Source organism: Pseudoduganella sp. jia 9 (assembly GCF_055502615.1).
Genome location: NZ_JBUPWE010000020.1, coordinates 22,425 through 36,376, shown reverse-complemented (window position 1 = coordinate 36,376; position 13,952 = coordinate 22,425). Strand labels below are relative to the sequence as shown.

At 65.8% G+C, this 13,952-nt stretch carries 14 protein-coding genes; 4 read left to right on the top strand and 10 right to left on the bottom strand.

Annotated elements, in window-relative coordinates; all coding sequences use genetic code 11:
- Window positions 1-4 precede the first annotated feature (4 nt).
- Window positions 5-919, bottom strand: a complete 915-nt coding sequence (locus ACY34H_RS24435; protein WP_464980065.1) for a LysR family transcriptional regulator — start codon at window positions 917-919, stop codon at window positions 5-7.
- A 104-nt stretch (window positions 920-1,023) separates the two neighbouring features.
- Here ACY34H_RS24435 and ACY34H_RS24430 point away from each other — a divergent pair, with 104 nt between their 5' ends.
- Window positions 1,024-1,662: an NAD(P)-dependent oxidoreductase gene (locus tag ACY34H_RS24430; protein WP_464980064.1), complete on the top strand. Its 639-nt coding sequence runs from the start codon at window positions 1,024-1,026 to the stop codon at window positions 1,660-1,662.
- A 129-nt stretch (window positions 1,663-1,791) separates the two neighbouring features.
- On the opposite strand, the gene ACY34H_RS24425 is transcribed toward ACY34H_RS24430, so the two are convergent.
- From ACY34H_RS24425 to ACY34H_RS24410, 4 genes are all read right to left on the bottom strand, one after another.
- On the bottom strand, window positions 1,792-2,073 hold the full coding sequence (locus ACY34H_RS24425) for a hypothetical protein (RefSeq protein ID WP_464980063.1): 282 nt from the start codon (window positions 2,071-2,073) through the stop codon (window positions 1,792-1,794).
- Window positions 2,074-2,416: 343 nt separating this feature from the next.
- Window positions 2,417-2,887: a DUF7931 domain-containing protein gene (locus ACY34H_RS24420; protein ID WP_464980062.1), complete on the bottom strand. Its 471-nt coding sequence runs from the start codon at window positions 2,885-2,887 to the stop codon at window positions 2,417-2,419.
- An 8-nt stretch (window positions 2,888-2,895) separates the two neighbouring features.
- Window positions 2,896-4,029 carry a ribosomal protein uL16 3-hydroxylase gene (locus tag ACY34H_RS24415; RefSeq protein ID WP_464980061.1) on the bottom strand — a complete coding sequence of 378 codons (1,134 nt, stop codon included), beginning with the start codon at window positions 4,027-4,029 and terminating at the stop codon, window positions 2,896-2,898.
- A gap of 145 nt (window positions 4,030-4,174) precedes the next feature.
- Window positions 4,175-4,843 (bottom strand): PEP-CTERM sorting domain-containing protein, encoded by a 669-nt coding sequence (locus ACY34H_RS24410; protein WP_464980060.1) that lies wholly within the window; start codon window positions 4,841-4,843, stop codon window positions 4,175-4,177.
- 171 nt (window positions 4,844-5,014) lie between these two features.
- On the opposite strand from ACY34H_RS24410, the gene ACY34H_RS24405 reads away from it, so the two are divergent.
- Entirely contained in the window at window positions 5,015-5,557 is a 543-nt protein-coding gene (locus ACY34H_RS24405) for an FKBP-type peptidyl-prolyl cis-trans isomerase (RefSeq protein ID WP_464980059.1), read from the top strand.
- A gap of 91 nt (window positions 5,558-5,648) precedes the next feature.
- Here ACY34H_RS24405 and ACY34H_RS24400 read toward each other — a convergent pair whose 3' ends face one another.
- The 4 genes from ACY34H_RS24400 to ACY34H_RS24385 form a co-directional block, all read right to left on the bottom strand.
- On the bottom strand, window positions 5,649-6,671 hold the full coding sequence (locus ACY34H_RS24400) for a hypothetical protein (RefSeq protein WP_464980058.1): 1,023 nt from the start codon (window positions 6,669-6,671) through the stop codon (window positions 5,649-5,651).
- On the bottom strand, window positions 6,668-9,346 hold the full coding sequence (mutS, locus tag ACY34H_RS24395; RefSeq protein WP_464980057.1) for a DNA mismatch repair protein MutS: 2,679 nt from the start codon (window positions 9,344-9,346) through the stop codon (window positions 6,668-6,670). Before mutS ends, ACY34H_RS24400 begins: the two co-directional genes overlap by 4 nt.
- 108 nt (window positions 9,347-9,454) lie before the next feature.
- Window positions 9,455-11,077, bottom strand: coding sequence for a hybrid sensor histidine kinase/response regulator (locus ACY34H_RS24390; RefSeq protein ID WP_464980056.1), 1,623 nt, complete (start codon window positions 11,075-11,077; stop codon window positions 9,455-9,457).
- Between the two features lie 3 nt (window positions 11,078-11,080).
- The gene (locus tag ACY34H_RS24385; RefSeq protein WP_464980055.1) at window positions 11,081-11,881 is read right to left on the bottom strand and encodes an alpha/beta fold hydrolase; all 801 of its coding nucleotides are present in this window, start codon (window positions 11,879-11,881) and stop codon (window positions 11,081-11,083) included.
- A gap of 179 nt (window positions 11,882-12,060) precedes the next feature.
- Between ACY34H_RS24385 and ACY34H_RS24380 the strand changes: the two genes are divergently transcribed.
- Entirely contained in the window at window positions 12,061-12,351 is a 291-nt protein-coding gene (locus ACY34H_RS24380; RefSeq protein ID WP_464980054.1) for a putative quinol monooxygenase, read from the top strand.
- A gap of 75 nt (window positions 12,352-12,426) precedes the next feature.
- On the top strand, window positions 12,427-13,263 hold the full coding sequence (locus ACY34H_RS24375; RefSeq protein ID WP_464980053.1) for an HDOD domain-containing protein: 837 nt from the start codon (window positions 12,427-12,429) through the stop codon (window positions 13,261-13,263).
- Window positions 13,264-13,294: 31 nt separating this feature from the next.
- Here the strand turns inward: ACY34H_RS24375 and ACY34H_RS24370 are convergent, their stop codons facing one another.
- Window positions 13,295-13,801: a GAF domain-containing protein gene (locus ACY34H_RS24370; RefSeq protein WP_464980052.1), complete on the bottom strand. Its 507-nt coding sequence runs from the start codon at window positions 13,799-13,801 to the stop codon at window positions 13,295-13,297.
- Window positions 13,802-13,952: the final 151 nt, after the last annotated feature.

Here is a 13,952-nt window from a genome sequence, read left to right as displayed (position 1 = left end):
TTTTTCACCCGGCTCCCGCCTCGGCCAGCCATGCCTGGTAGAACTCGACGAAGGCACGCACCTTGCGGGACACGTGCCGCCCCGGCGGGAATACGGCGTAGGTGCCGCCAGCCGGCAATGTCCACTCGGGCAGCAGCCGGATCAACGCGCCGCTGGCGAGATCGTGCCGCACGCTGTACTCGTCCAGGATCGACACGCCGGCTCCCTCCAGGACCAGGGCGCGCAAGGCGCCGGCGGAATCGGTGCGGATGCGCGCACGCATCTGTACCGTCCGGCTTGCGCCGGCGGGGCCCGCGAATGTCCATTTCAGCGGGGCAGGCAGGCGCGTCAGGGCGATCCAGTCCAGCGCCGCCAGCTCTTCCGGGGTGCCGGGCGTGCCCGCCTGCGCCAGGTAGCGGGGCGATGCCACGGCATACTGGCCGAAGCCGCCCAGCTTGACTGCTCGCAGCGACGAATCGCGCAGCCAGCCCATCCGGATCGCGATATCGATCCCTTCACCCACCAGGTCGGCAATGCGGTCGCCCGTCTGCAGCTCGATGGCCAGCGCCGGATGCAGTGCGGCGAAGCGCGCCAGTGCCGGCGCAACGAAATGGGCGCCGAAGTCGGTCGGCGCCGTCACGCGCAGGCTGCCTGTCAGCGCGGCGGCGGAGGCGTGCAAATCGTCGATCGCGGCGCGCAATTGCAGCAGCAGGGGGGCGCACTCCTCGTGCAATGCCCGGCCCGCCTCGGTGGGCACCACGCGCCGGGTCGTGCGCGTAAACAGCGCGGTACCCAGCCGTGTCTCCAGCCGCGCGACTTCCAGGCTGACCTTGGCTGGCGCGACGCCGAGCCGCAGTGCCGCTTTGGAGAAGCCGCCCGTATCGGCCACGGCGGCGAATACGACCAGGTCGTTGAGATCGATATGTCCGGGCAGTGCCATCGTATTATTTAGAATTCCTGATGAATGAATTATGTACCCGTCCGTTTATAAGGGCAACGGCGCGGTGCATGATGGCCTTCTTACCCAATATTCAAAGGAAAGACATGAAAATCGCCCTGATCGGCGCCACCGGCTATATCGGTTCGGCGCTGCTGGAGGAGGCCGTCAACCGCGGCCACGATGTGAAGGCCCTGGTATCGCGGCCCGGGAACGTGCCCGCCCAGGCGGGCGTGCAGGCGGTGCGGGCGGACGTGCAGGACAGCGATGCGCTGGCGCTGCAGCTGGCCGGCGCGGATGCCGTGGTCAGCGCATTCAGCGGCCACGCCCAGCAGGATGTGCACGGGTATTACCTGCGCGGTATCGAATCGATCGTCGCTGCGGCGAAAACGGCGCGGGTGCCGCGCCTGCTGGTGGTGGGTGGTGCCGGCAGCCTGGAAGTGGCGCCGGGTGTGCAACTGGTCGACACGCCGGCTTTCCCCGCGCAATGGAAAGCCACGGCCGAGGGGGCGCGCGATGCCTTGCGCCTGCTGCGCACCGAGAGCGAACTGGACTGGACAATGCTGAGTCCGGCGGCGCTTATCGAGCCAGGTCAGCGCACGGGAATTTTCCGTCTGGGCACCGATAGCCTGCTGACGGATGGGGAAGGGAACAGCCGTATCTCGCTGCAGGATTACGCCGTGGCGATGATCGATGAACTGGAGCGGCCGGCGCATGCGCGCGCACGCTTCACTGTCGCCTATTGATGGAGGTGGCCGGAAGCGGCGCTCCATAAAACAAGGCGCTGTTCGATTTAACACGAACAGCGCCAAAAACAAAACCGCCCGAAAGGGCGGTTGAGCAGGGTGCCGTCCGGAGACGGCAGCCGGAAGCTATTACTTGGCAGCAGCAGCGGCCGAAGCGGCTTCCGAAGCAGCGGAAGCAGCGGAGGAAGCAGCAGCAGCAGCGTCCGAAGCGGCAGCAGCAGCGTCAGCAGCCGGAGCAGCAGCAGCGTCAGCAGCCGGTGCGGTTGCGTCAGCAGCAGGAGCGACTGGTGCGGTTGCGTCAGCAGCAGGAGCGGTGACTTCAGCAGCAGGAGCGGCAGGAGCTTCTTCTTTTTTCGAGCAAGCAGCCAGGGCAACAGCCAGCAGGGAGGCGATCAGCAGGGACTTTTTCATTTGTTTTCCTTAATTAATACACTAATTGATGACAGTTGCGATGAATAATTACCGGTAATTATCGCTCACTAGGGCGTTTCGTGGTCATTCGGACCATATGGTGCCCCAGACAACGGAAACTTCCTAACAGAATATTATAGCGAATTTAAATGAGTCGCAATAGCAACACAGGACACTTTCGCAACTTTTTCGTACGTACAATATTGCTACTAAGTCTAGTACTTGCTATCCCAACCATACTTACCGGTGCAACGAACCAAACAGCCTGAAAATGCATGTCGAACATGCACCCTCGCAGGCGAAAATTGGACCGTCAGGCAGCCGCGACCTGCAAACTTCGCGATTACAAACCCGTCACGCCGGCTTGCAGGCCGGGCCGCGTTTCGGCCCAGATAGACTGATAACGCTCGAGTAGCGATTGGGTTGACGAAGGCGCATGAAAAATTGCTTCGCCGCGAAAATGGTCGCTGTGAAAGCGGCGCACCAGGTGATGCGCGTCGCCAATGCAGAACGAATCGGTGAGATGCCCGATCGACGCGCTGGTGAGCCGGCATTCGATCAGGTGGCCATAATCGTGCAGGAGGCGCAGGAAGCGCGGCGCATCCCGTTCCAGGCGCACATTGCTGTGCGCAACCAGTTGCACGCGCCCGCCATGGCGCAGGAATGCGCGCAGGAGTGCGTCGTTGCCGCTGCTGCCCAGTTCCCACCAGCCGAAGTCGGGGTCGAACATGGCCAGCGACATGCGGGAGCGGGACAGGCAGGCTTCCAGCTGGGCCTGGAACCCGGCACGGGTATCGAAAGTCTCCCTGTCCATCGCCGCTCCTAGTTGTCGAGTTCGAGCCAGCCGTCGGTATACCAGGCGAACAGCGCCTCCATCACGTCTTCCGACGCCGCCGCCGCCTGGGCGCCATCGAGTACGCGGTTGTTCGCCAGCGCTTCCAGCGCCGCCTTGTCGGCACGGCCGATCGCGAACGATTCGCCGTTGATGAACACGTGCTTGCCGCGGTACAGCATCTGCGTCTTGCGCGACAGTTTCACGCCCCGCTTCGCGGCAGCCTGCGCGAAGCGCCCGGCCGGCAGCGGCTTCTCGGGGCCGGTAAAGAACACGTTATGCTTGGGTTCCGACAGGTATTCGCCGAGGAAGATCGTGAAATCGTCTTCGGTGAACTGCATCTTGTTCAGCTCGTCTGCCAGCTGGCCCAGCATGTTCTTCGGGATTTCGGCCGGCTTGGCCGACGGCTCCAGGTCCGGATCGGCATAGCGGCCGGGCAGGTCGATCGAATCGGCCATGAACTGCAGGAACGCTTCGCCGAGTTCCTGGTAGGAGGGCGAGCGGAAGCCGATCGAATAGGTCTGGCAATCGCCGATTGCCACGCCGTCGTGCGCGTAGTGCGGCGGCAGGTACAGCATGTCGCCCGGTTCCAGCACGAATTCCTCGGTGGGCTTGAACTTGCTGAGGATTTTCAGCGGCAGGCCTTCAATCAGCGACAGGTCTTTCTGCGGGCCGATGCGCCAGCGGCGCTGCCCTTCGGCCTGCAGCAGGAACACGTCATACGAATCGAAGTGGGGGCCGACACCGCCGCCATCGGTAGCGAAGCTGACCATCAGGTCGTCCAGCCTGGCATCGGGCACGAAGCGGAACTGGCGCAGCAGTGCGTCGGCCGCATCGTCCTGCAAGTTCAGGCCCTGCACCAGCATGGTCCACTCGCGTTGCGTGCGCGGCGGCAGCTCGTGCAGCGGGCCGTGCTGCATATTCCATTCGCCGTCGGTCAGGGTGACGAGGCGCGATTCCACGAAATCGCGGGTGGCCAGGGCGGCCAGCTGGTCGAAGGGCAGCAGCGGCTGGAAGCCGGGGATGGCCTGGCGGATCAGCAGCGGCTTCTTGTGCCAGTATTCGCTCAGGAATTGCGCGGGTGTGATGTCGCCGAGAAGGCGGAGCGGTGCGGATTTTTTCATGCCCGGATTATAGTTGATCCGGGCCGCCGGCCGCGTCAGGCACTGCCGCCAAGCTGGCCCCGCATGCAGCCACGCATGCGGTCTGTCTTGCAGCCTGTCTCGCAGCCTGTCATGCAGCCTCGCATGCAGCTTGTCTTGCAGCCTGTCATGTGGCCACCGCCTTGCGGCGCCGTACCGCGCCGGCCACGATCGCCAGGCCGGCGAGCGCCATTGCGCCGGTGGCCGGTTCGGGCACCGCGGACACGGTAAACGACATCGCGCCGCCGCTCAGATAGGCATTGTAGCCATTGCCGTGGATCGTCAGCCGGAACGGGGTCGCGGCGCTGGCCGCGTAATGTGCCCAGTCGGCCGCGCCTGGCAGCGTCTCCGGGGCATGCGTGCCGGCCGGTGCCACGAACGAAAATTCGACCACCGCCAGCGGGTCGGTTTCTCCGCCGATGTTGCCGCTGCCGCCCACGCCAAGCCGATCCGCCGTGTCGCTGCGCGAGGTTATGATCAGCGAGTTGCCGAGCGTGATCGTGGTATCGATCAGGCTGAAGGTGAGCGAATGCGACAGCGCCTGCGTGTAGTAACCGCCGAAGCCTGGCGCCAGCGGTGCCGCGTCGTCGTAGGTGAAGCGGCCCGTGAGGATGTCGCCGACGTATGCCTCGATCCCGCCCAGGAAAGTGCCGCCGACTTCCTGGTACGAGTACGGGTCGAGATATTCTTCCGCGATCGCGGCAATGGGCACCGCATAGTCGACGGTTACCAGCGCCGCCTGGGCGGTGCCGGCAAATAACAGGGATGCTGCAATGGCCAATGCCGCTTTCTTCATGATATGTCCTTCATCGAGAGGGTGGATGACATTATGAAAAGCCTATTTGACAACCAATTGTCAGTCATCCTGGCAGCCTTGTCCATGGATTCCGCGTGCTGGCGCGAGCATGGCGATCGCGGTCGCGGGCTGGAGGTATAATCGGCGCCATCAGACCAGAAAGGAAGTCACATGAAGATCGCCAAGAACACCGTCGTCACCGTGCAATACAAATTGTCCGACGCTCAGAACAATCTGATCGAGGACGGCCGCCAGCCGATGGTGTACCTGCATGGCGGGTATGAAAACACCTTGCCCAAGATCGAGGAAGAGCTCGATGGCAAGGAAGTGGGTTATGCGAACACGATCCAGATCGAACCGGATGACGCATTCGGCGACTACGACCCGAACCTGGTGAAGGTGGAGCCGCGTTCGCGCCTGCCGGAACCGCTCGAGGTGGGCATGCAGTTCGAAGGCATGCCGGACGGCGACAGCGACGACGAAGCGATGATTTTCACCGTGACCGATATCGCCGAGGACAAGGTCGTGCTGGACGGTAATCATCCGCTGGCCGGCATGGCGCTGCGCTTCGAACTGAAAGTGCTCGAAGTGCGCGAAGCCACCGATGAAGAGATCGCGCACGAGCACGTACACGGCGCCCACGGCCACCACCATGGTGACGAGGACGACGAAGGCGAGGCGGGCGACCAGTTCCGGACGCAGCCGATCCACTGACCGGTTCATCGGACCGCCCCCGGATCAACGCATTGACCGGTGCCTGGAACGGGGCATCAACCAGCGCGATGCGGGCGGCTCGGCGGGAATATCAGCGTACCTGGCGCGCGGGCGGTTTCGCCGGCGCGCCGTCCACGGGCGGCTTCGGCTGCCCGTGTGCCTTGTTGCCCTCTTCGTGGCGCAGCGTGAACAGCTGTTCGCTGCCTGGCGCCACGCGCAGCACATTCCACTCGCCCCGTAATGTCACGTGCCCCAGGTTGCCGCGCCATGTCATGGTGCCCGGTGGCGGCGCGTCCTTGACCGGCGGTTCCCGGTTCGCATCCACCAGCAGCACCTTGCCCGTGTAGTTCTCGGCCAGCGCGCGCGCCAGCCGGCGCGTTTCGGCAAAGCCGTCATGCTTGGTGGAGAACCCGGCCAGCAGCGAAAAGCCGGGCTCGGCGTGGATGCCCACGTCGCCGTCCGAAAACAGCACGAGACCGGCAAGCTGGCGCCGCTTGGCCATGCTGAACAGCCGCTGCAGCCAGGCGCGGTTGGCAACCAGGCGGTCCTCGTATTCACTGTTGCGGCCCGCTTCGATCAGGTAGTGGTTATTGCGGGCGGGAAGGTTGATGGTGGCGAACAGCACGCCATGCATTTCCCAGTAGGCATTCTCCGCATAGCTGCGGAACTTGGTGATCGTCGACTGGCGGTTCAGGTCCAGCTTGCGGCGGCCCAGCGCCTCCTGGCCATCGTAGTAGATTTCGCGGATGCGGTTCAGCCGCTCGATCGCATTGGAACGGCCCGCCGAATTGCGGCAGCCGGTCCAGTCGTCGCCGGTCAGCACCAGCACCAGTGGCTGGTCGGACTTGTTCAGCAGGCCCTTGCGCTGCAGGTACAGCCTGTCGCTGCACGGTTCGTCCGCCGACTTGATGCCGACGGCAATGACGAAGGCAGGCTTTTCGCGGTCGGCACGGGCAATCGTGCGTTTCAGGTCGGCATCGCCCAGCTCGTCGGGAAACGTGTGGCCGACGACGGCGATGTCGAACGCTTCGCCGCCGGCCGGCGCGGCCCGTGCCGCGGCCGCCAGCAAGGCGCCGGCCAGCAGCAGGAAGGCCAGGCCGGCGCGCCGCGTCATGCCGGCACGAGACGTTTCAACTGGTACAGCCGCTCCAGCGCTTCGCGCGGCGACAGCGCATCCGGGTCGAGCTCGTCCAGCGCCGCCAGCAACTCGCCCAGCCGCGGGTCGTCCGCCGGCCCGGCGGCAAAGGCGGCAGCCGGCTGGTCGTCCGCATCGACGGCCGGCGCGGCGAACAGGTCCAGCTGCGGTGTTGCATCGAGTGCCTGCGCTTCCAGGCGCGCCAGGTGCTTGCGCGCCGCCTTGATCACGCTTTGCGGCACGCCGGCCAGCTGTGCCACCTGCAAGCCGTAGCTTTGCGATGCCGGGCCGTCCTGCACCGCGTGCAGGAACACGATGCTGTCCTTGTGCTCGACGGCCGACAGGTGCACGTTGGCCGCCGTCGGATGGCTTTCCGGCAGCTGGGTCAGTTCGAAGTAATGGGTGGCGAACAGCGTGAAGCTGCGGCTGGTGTCGATCAGGTGGCGGGCGATCGCCCAGGCCAGCGCCAGGCCGTCGAAGGTCGATGTGCCACGGCCGATCTCGTCCATCAGCACCAGCGAATGGTCGCTGGCGCCGTTCAGGATCGTGGCCGCTTCCGTCATCTCCACCATGAACGTGGAACGGCCGCCAGCCAGGTCGTCGGTGGCGCCGATACGCGTGAAGATGCGGTCGATCGGGCCGATCATGGCGCTGGCCGCCGGCACGTAGCTGCCCACGTAGGCCAGCAGCGTGATCAGCGCGACCTGGCGCATGAAGGTGGATTTACCGCCCATGTTCGGGCCGGTGATCAGCAGCAGCCGGCGTTCCGCCAGCAGGCGGCAGTCGTTGGCGATGAAGCGTTCGATCTGGTTTTCCACGACCGGGTGGCGGCCCTCGCGGATGTCGATGCACGATTCGGCCACCAGGGTCGGCGCGCACCAGTTGTTGCGCAGCGCGTGCTCCGCCAGCGCGGTCAGCGTGTCCAGCTGGGCAATGCCCTGCGCGATCTTCTGCAGGCAGCCGATGTGCGGCGCCAGGTCGGCCAGCAGGGCGTCGTACAGCACCTTCTCGCGCGCCAGCGCGCGATCCTGCGCGGACAATGCCTTGTCCTCGAACGCCTTCAGCTCCGGCGTGATGTAGCGTTCGCAGTTCTTCAGGGTCTGGCGGCGGCGGTAGTCGTCCGGCACCTTGTCGGCCTGGCCGTTGGTGACCTCGATATAGAAGCCATGCACCCTGTTGTATTCGACGCGCAGGTTGGCGATGCCGGTGCGGGCACGTTCGCGGGTTTCCAGGTCCACCAGGAACTGGCCGGCGTTCTCGGACAGGCCGCGCAGCTCGTCGAGTTCGGCATCGAAGCCGCGCGCGATCACGCCGCCGTCGCGCACCATCGTGGCCGGCTCGGCCATCACGGCGCGCACCAGCAGGTCCACGCAGCTTTCCGGCGTGTCCAGCTGGGCGCGGATGCGGCGCAGCAGGGTGTCGCCGTTATCCAGGCCCAGCACCCGCTCCAGCGACTTCTGCAGCTTGGGCAACTGCTGCAGGCCGTCGCGCAGCGCCGCCAGGTCGCGCGGCCGCGCCGTCAGCAGCGCCACGCGCGTGGTGATGCGCTCGATGTCCGGCACGTGCTGCAGATGGAAGCCCAGGGAACCGGTGGCGTCGTCCTGCATCAGCGCGGCGATCGCATCGTGCCGGCCGCGCGCCACGGCCTGGTCGCGCCTTGGATGGTGCAGCCAGTGGCGCAGCAGGCGCGAACCCATCGCGGTGCGGCAGCCGTCCAGCAGCGAGAACAGGGTCGGCGATTCCTGGCCGCGAATGGTTTCCGTCAGCTCCAGGTTGCGGCGCGTGGCCGCATCGAGCCCGATGAATTCGTTCTCCGTTTCGCACGACAGGTTCTTCACGTGCTGCAGCCCGCGGCCCTGCGTCGACTGGGCATAGCGCAGCAGCGCGCCGGCCGCGCCGAACGCGGGGCCCATGCCGTCCGCGCCGAAGCCGGTCAGCGTGGCCACGCCCAGCTGGTCGAGCAGCGCCTTGTGGCCGTGCACCACGTCGAAATGCCACTCGGGCACCCCGTTGACGTGACACATCGTGATTTCTTCGAACAGGTCGCCGCCATCGGCGCGAAGGATCTCGGCGGGCACGATGCGTTCCAGTTCCTGCAGCAGGCGCGCATTGACGGCGCGCGCATCGCCGGAGAATTCCATCAGCTTCAGGTTGCCGGAGGCAAGCGACAGCCAGGCCAGGCCGCAGGTGACGCTCTTGCGCTGGTTCAGCATCGACAGCGCCAGCAGCGGCCGCTCCGATTTTTCCGGCAGCAGGTCGGAATCGGTCAGCGTGCCGGGCGTGACGATGCGCACCACCTTGCGCTCGACCGGCCCCTTGCTGGTGGCCGGATCGCCGATCTGCTCGCAGATGGCGCACGATTCGCCCAGCTTGACCAGCTTGGCCAGGTAGCCGTCCAGCGAATGGAAGGGCACGCCGGCCATCTTGATCGGCACGCCATTGGCATGGCCGCGCGCTGTCAGCGTGATGCCGAGGATGCGCGAGGCCTTCTCGGCATCGTCGTAGAACAGTTCATAGAAATCGCCCATGCGGTAGAACACCAGCATCGTCGGGTGTTCGCCCTTGATGCGCAGGTACTGCTGCATCATCGGCGTGACTTTTTCGGCGGGGCCGTTCTTGACGGCGGCGGCGTTGATCTCTGCGGGGACGTTCATCTGTTCGGTACGGCTGAGAAGCGGTGCGGTCGGGCGTGCATTTTACCCGGTTTAGGTGCGCTGGTTGGCAGAGCCGCCACGCATGTGATCGTAAAAGATGGCGCGTGTTCAGCCAGGCGCGGCGCGCGGGCCGGTCGGGCCCGTTGTTTTCAGGCGCACGAGCCGGGCGACTTCCTCGTTCAGCTGTTGAAAGTCGACCGGTTTGGTGAAATGCGCGTCGAAGCCGGCTTCGGCCGCTGCCCGCTTGTCGGATTCCTGGCCCCATCCGGTCAAGGCGATCAACGCCATGCCGGCTCCCCAGCGTTCAGCCCGGATCCGGCGCGCGAGATCGTGCCCGCTCATGTCCGGCAGGCCAATGTCCAGGACGGCAAGGCTGGGTCCGAACGCTTCGATCTCGCGCAAGCCCTCGGTCGCGGTGCGCGCCGTTCGCGGCCGATGGCCGAACAGTTCCAGGGCCATGGCCAGCGTCTCGGCGGAGTCGACATTGTCGTCCACGATCACGATCTTCGCACCCGATCCCGTTTCCATGGAAAGGACGGGCGCGCGCGTGTCGGGCACGGCAGCGGCACCTTCGGCGATCGGCAGCCGGACGACGAAACAGCTGCCTTTGCCGACGCCGTCGCTGTGCGCCTCCACCGTTCCGCCATGGAGCCCGACGAGCTTTTGCACCAGCGCCAGGCCGATACCCAGCCCTCCCTGCATCCGGTCGAGGGCTGGCGCGACCTGCGAAAACATCTCGAAGATGCGCGACAGCTGCTCCGGCGCGATGCCGATGCCGTTGTCCCGCACCTCGATGAACGCCTCGTCGCCGCTGGGCCAGGCCCGCAGCTCGACCAGCGCGCCGGCGGGGCTGTATTTGCTCGCGTTGTTCAGGAGATTCGCGACGATCTGGGTCAGGCGGGTCGCGTCGGCATCGAGCGGCATGGGCGCGCCGGCGATTTCGGTGCGCAGCGACTGGCCGGCCGCCTCGATACCGGGAAGTGCCTCTTCGGCCGCGCGCAGCAGCAGCTCGGCCAGTTCGACACGGGCGGGCCGCAGCTCGATCTTGCCCATGTTGATGCGGGCGGCGTCCAGCAGGTCGTCGACCAGGTGGGCCATCTGGGCGACCTGGCGCGAGAGGATGGCGGCGGCCCAATCGCCGCGCGCCGCGCTCCACCCGCCGAGTGTCAGGGCCTCCGCGACATTGGCAATCGGCGCGAGCGGGTTGCGCAGCTCGTGCGCCAGCGTGGCCAGGAATTCGTCCTTGCGGCGGTGGTTTGCCGACAGCTCATCGTAGGCGCTGCGCAGCTCGCCCTTGGCCGCAGCCAATTCATCCCGCGCCGCCCGCGCCGCCTCGCGTGATTCGAGAAGCTCGCGCTCGTACAGCTTGCGGTCGGTGGCGCCCATCGCGGCGATCTCGTCGTGGAAAGTTTCCTCGCCCCGCAGGCGTGTCGCGCTGAGCAGCATTGGAATGCGCGTCCCATCCTGGCGCAGCATGTCGAACTGGACCTCGGCGATCGTGCCCTGCATGTCGAGCAGAGGTGTCCAGTGCGTCTGGAGATAGATGCGGGCGCCCATCGGCAACAGGTCCTGGAACCGCTTCGCGCCGACGAGCTCCGCGGGCTGGTATCCAAGCTGGCGGCAAAAGGTCCCGTTCGCCCGCAGGATGGCGCCGTTCGCCGCCACCACCAGCAGGCCGCAAGGCGCGCGGTCCCACAGCTCGTTGGTGGCAGGTGCGCCGGTGCCTGCCATGAGTCAGCGCAGCTCCGCCAGGAACCGGGCGATCGCCTCGCCGCTGGCGGCTGGCGCGCTCAGGTGCGGGCAATGGCCGATGTTGTCGATCACCACGAGCCGGCTGCCGGGCTTGGATTTGTGGATGAACTCGCCGACCTCGACGGGAGCGATCAGGTCGTCGCTGCATTGCACGACCAGGGTGGGAACCGAGGACAGGGCAAGATCGGCCCGGTGGTCGGAGAGGAAGGTGGTGCGGGCAAAGTGCTTGGCGATTTCAGGATCGGTTCGGCAAAAGCTGTTCGCCAGGTTCTTGCCGAGCTCCGGGCGGTCGGGAGCACCCATGATCGCCGGCGCCATGGCGCTCGACCAGCCGAGGTAGTTCGCGTCCATGGTGTCGAGAAGGTCGTCGATGTCGGCACGGGAGAAGCCTCCCCGGTATCCGTCGTCGTCGACATAGCAGGCGGACGGGCCAAGCATGACCTGGGCGGCGAATCTGTCTGGCGCCGTGTTGGCGGCCAGCAGGCCGATCATCGCGCTGACCGAGTGCCCGACGAAATACACGGGGGCGCCGCCGACGTTGTCGACGATCTCCAGCAGGTCGTTGGCGTAGCCCTGCAGCGACGAATATTTTTGACGGTCGTAGGCGGACAGGTCCGATCCGCCGCTGCCGACCAGGTCGAACAGGACCAGCCGGTGGGACTGAACGAAGGTTTCGGCGAGCTGGCGCCACACGGTCTTGTCGCATCCGAAGCCGTGGGCGAAGACGATGGTCTTGTCGCCGGAGCCCGCCAGGCTCACATTGTTTCGCTTTTTGATGTCCATGCGAAATGATAGCATTCCGGCCACGCCAATCACATCCGCCGCGCCGGCGGCGGTGGCAGTCGGAGCTTGCCCGCGGGCGCTTGTCGCGGGGCGTGCCCGGAGCTCCGCCGACGGGCTTTGGCGCCAACGTCCGTTACCGCTTACACTACTGTTTTTCACCACGCCGGAAAGAATTGAACGTGACCCAGCCCCTGATCGTCATCGCCACCATCATCGCCCAGCCGGGCAAGGAAGACGCCGTGCGCCGCGCCCTCGAGCAGGTGGTGCCGCCCAGCCGTGCGGAAGCGGCCTGCAGCCGTTATGAACTGCACGTCGACAATAGCGCGCCGGGCAAGTTCGTGATGCTGGAAGAGTGGACCGGCGAAGCGGCGCTGAAGGAGCACGAAGCGACGCCGCACTTTCACGCGCTGGCGGCGGCAATCACTGGCCTGGCCGAGGTCCGGATCGAAAAGCTGACCAGGCTGGCCTGATCCATACAGCAAATAATATTGCCGCACGGTCGCAACGGCCCACCGTGCACGGACGGGAACGGGTATAGTTCAGTCATGGAAAAGCTCAAAGACTTCGCGCAAATCGTTTCCGACGCCCAGCGCGGCGAGCTGGTATTCCCGACCAGCGTCAATGCCGCCCTGTCGCTGCAGATGACGCTGGCCGACCCCGACTGTCACGACGAAGACGTGATCCGCAAGCTGCTGGCCGAGCCGATCCTGGCTGCGCGTGCGGTGGCGCTCGCCAACTCGGCCGTGTTCCGCTCGAACGGCGCGGCGCTGGCCACCGGCGTACGCACGGCCGTGATGCGGCTTGGCTATCGCAACCTGTACTCGCTGACCGCGGCGATGGTGGTGCGCCAGTTCGGTGCCCGGATCCGCGATCCTCAGCTGCGCATTCGGGCCGAGCAGTTGTGGAAGTACACCGCGCACGTGGCGGCGCTGGCCTATGTGATCGCCGGGCGGATCACCCGTGTGGAACCCGATACCGCACTGTTCGCGGGCATCATGCACGAGGTGAGCGGTTTCTATCTGCTGGGCCGTGCCGACGTGATGCCCGGCCTGCTGGACGATCCGGAGGACTGGATGGGCGCCGCGCAGGAGATCATCGCCCGCGAAATCATGAGGAAGCTGCAGGTGCCCGAGCCCGTGGCGCTGGCGATCGTGGCGCTGCGGGGCGGCGCCGTGGGTATTCCGCCCGAAGGCCTGCGCGATACGCTGCTGGTGGCGCGCTACCTGTGTCCGGTGCCGTCGCCGCTGCCGCAGCCGCAGGACCACGTGCTGGCACGTACCGCGGCGCTGGCGGGCTATATCGAACAGCACCCGCAAGTCGCCGTGCTGCTCGACGAGGCGGCCGGGCAGGCCAAGTCGATGAGCGCGGCCTTGCTGGTATAGAAGAACGACGGACGAACGCTGGCGCGCGGCGTCAGGCGCGCGTCTGTTCCAGGATCTTCACCAGCGATTCGATGCCGCGGGCATCGGCGTCGTCGAATCGGTTCGGCAGCGGGCTGTCCAGGTCGAACACCCCGGCCACCTGGCCATTCACGAATACCGGCACCACCAGTTCCGAGCGGGAAGCCGCATCGCAGGCGATATGGCCCGGGAACGCATGCACGTCCGCGACGACGATCGACTCGCCTTTCTCGACGGTGCTGCCGCACACGCCGCGGCCGCGCTTGATGCGGATGCAGGCCGGTTTGCCCTGGAACGGACCCAGTACCAGCTCGTCCGGCGTCGGCAGGAAGTAGAAGCCGGCCCAGTTCAGGTCCGGCATCGTGTTGAACACGAGCGAGCTGAAATTGGCGGTATTGGCGATCCAGTCCGTTTCGCCGTGCAGCAGGCCGGTCAGCTGCGAGCGCAGGTCGGCATACATCGTTTCCTTGGCTTCGCGGCTGTCGGTGCGGTAAGCGGTGTCGGAGAGGGAGAAAGTCATGGTGCGATCCTGTCGGGCAAAGAGCGCATTCTACCCGTTCGCGGCCACCGCCGCGGCGGGCATGGCGCCGGCCTCCGGGCGGTATTGTCATCGCAACCATGCGCTGTCATTTTGGCAAACGTTGTAGCATCATGGCTATGCAATTGCTGGT

What these genes read in the sequence shown, in the direction of transcription:
- ACY34H_RS24435 (WP_464980065.1), bottom strand. Translation starts at nt 919, where the DNA reads ATGGCACTGCCCGGACATATCGATCTCAACGACCTGGTCGTATTCGCC.
- ACY34H_RS24415 (WP_464980061.1), bottom strand. Translation starts at nt 4,029, where the DNA reads ATGAAAAAATCCGCACCGCTCCGCCTTCTCGGCGACATCACACCCGCG.
- ACY34H_RS24430 (WP_464980064.1), top strand. Translation starts at nt 1,024, where the DNA reads ATGAAAATCGCCCTGATCGGCGCCACCGGCTATATCGGTTCGGCGCTG.
- ACY34H_RS24425 (WP_464980063.1), bottom strand. Translation starts at nt 2,073, where the DNA reads ATGAAAAAGTCCCTGCTGATCGCCTCCCTGCTGGCTGTTGCCCTGGCT.
- ACY34H_RS24390 (WP_464980056.1), bottom strand. Translation starts at nt 11,077, where the DNA reads ATGGCAGGCACCGGCGCACCTGCCACCAACGAGCTGTGGGACCGCGCG.
- ACY34H_RS24385 (WP_464980055.1), bottom strand. Translation starts at nt 11,881, where the DNA reads ATGGACATCAAAAAGCGAAACAATGTGAGCCTGGCGGGCTCCGGCGAC.
- ACY34H_RS24420 (WP_464980062.1), bottom strand. Translation starts at nt 2,887, where the DNA reads ATGGACAGGGAGACTTTCGATACCCGTGCCGGGTTCCAGGCCCAGCTG.
- ACY34H_RS24410 (WP_464980060.1), bottom strand. Translation starts at nt 4,843, where the DNA reads ATGAAGAAAGCGGCATTGGCCATTGCAGCATCCCTGTTATTTGCCGGC.
- ACY34H_RS24400 (WP_464980058.1), bottom strand. Translation starts at nt 6,671, where the DNA reads ATGACGCGGCGCGCCGGCCTGGCCTTCCTGCTGCTGGCCGGCGCCTTG.
- mutS (WP_464980057.1), bottom strand. Translation starts at nt 9,346, where the DNA reads ATGAACGTCCCCGCAGAGATCAACGCCGCCGCCGTCAAGAACGGCCCC.
- ACY34H_RS24375 (WP_464980053.1), top strand. Translation starts at nt 12,427, where the DNA reads ATGGAAAAGCTCAAAGACTTCGCGCAAATCGTTTCCGACGCCCAGCGC.
- ACY34H_RS24405 (WP_464980059.1), top strand. Translation starts at nt 5,015, where the DNA reads ATGAAGATCGCCAAGAACACCGTCGTCACCGTGCAATACAAATTGTCC.
- ACY34H_RS24370 (WP_464980052.1), bottom strand. Translation starts at nt 13,801, where the DNA reads ATGACTTTCTCCCTCTCCGACACCGCTTACCGCACCGACAGCCGCGAA.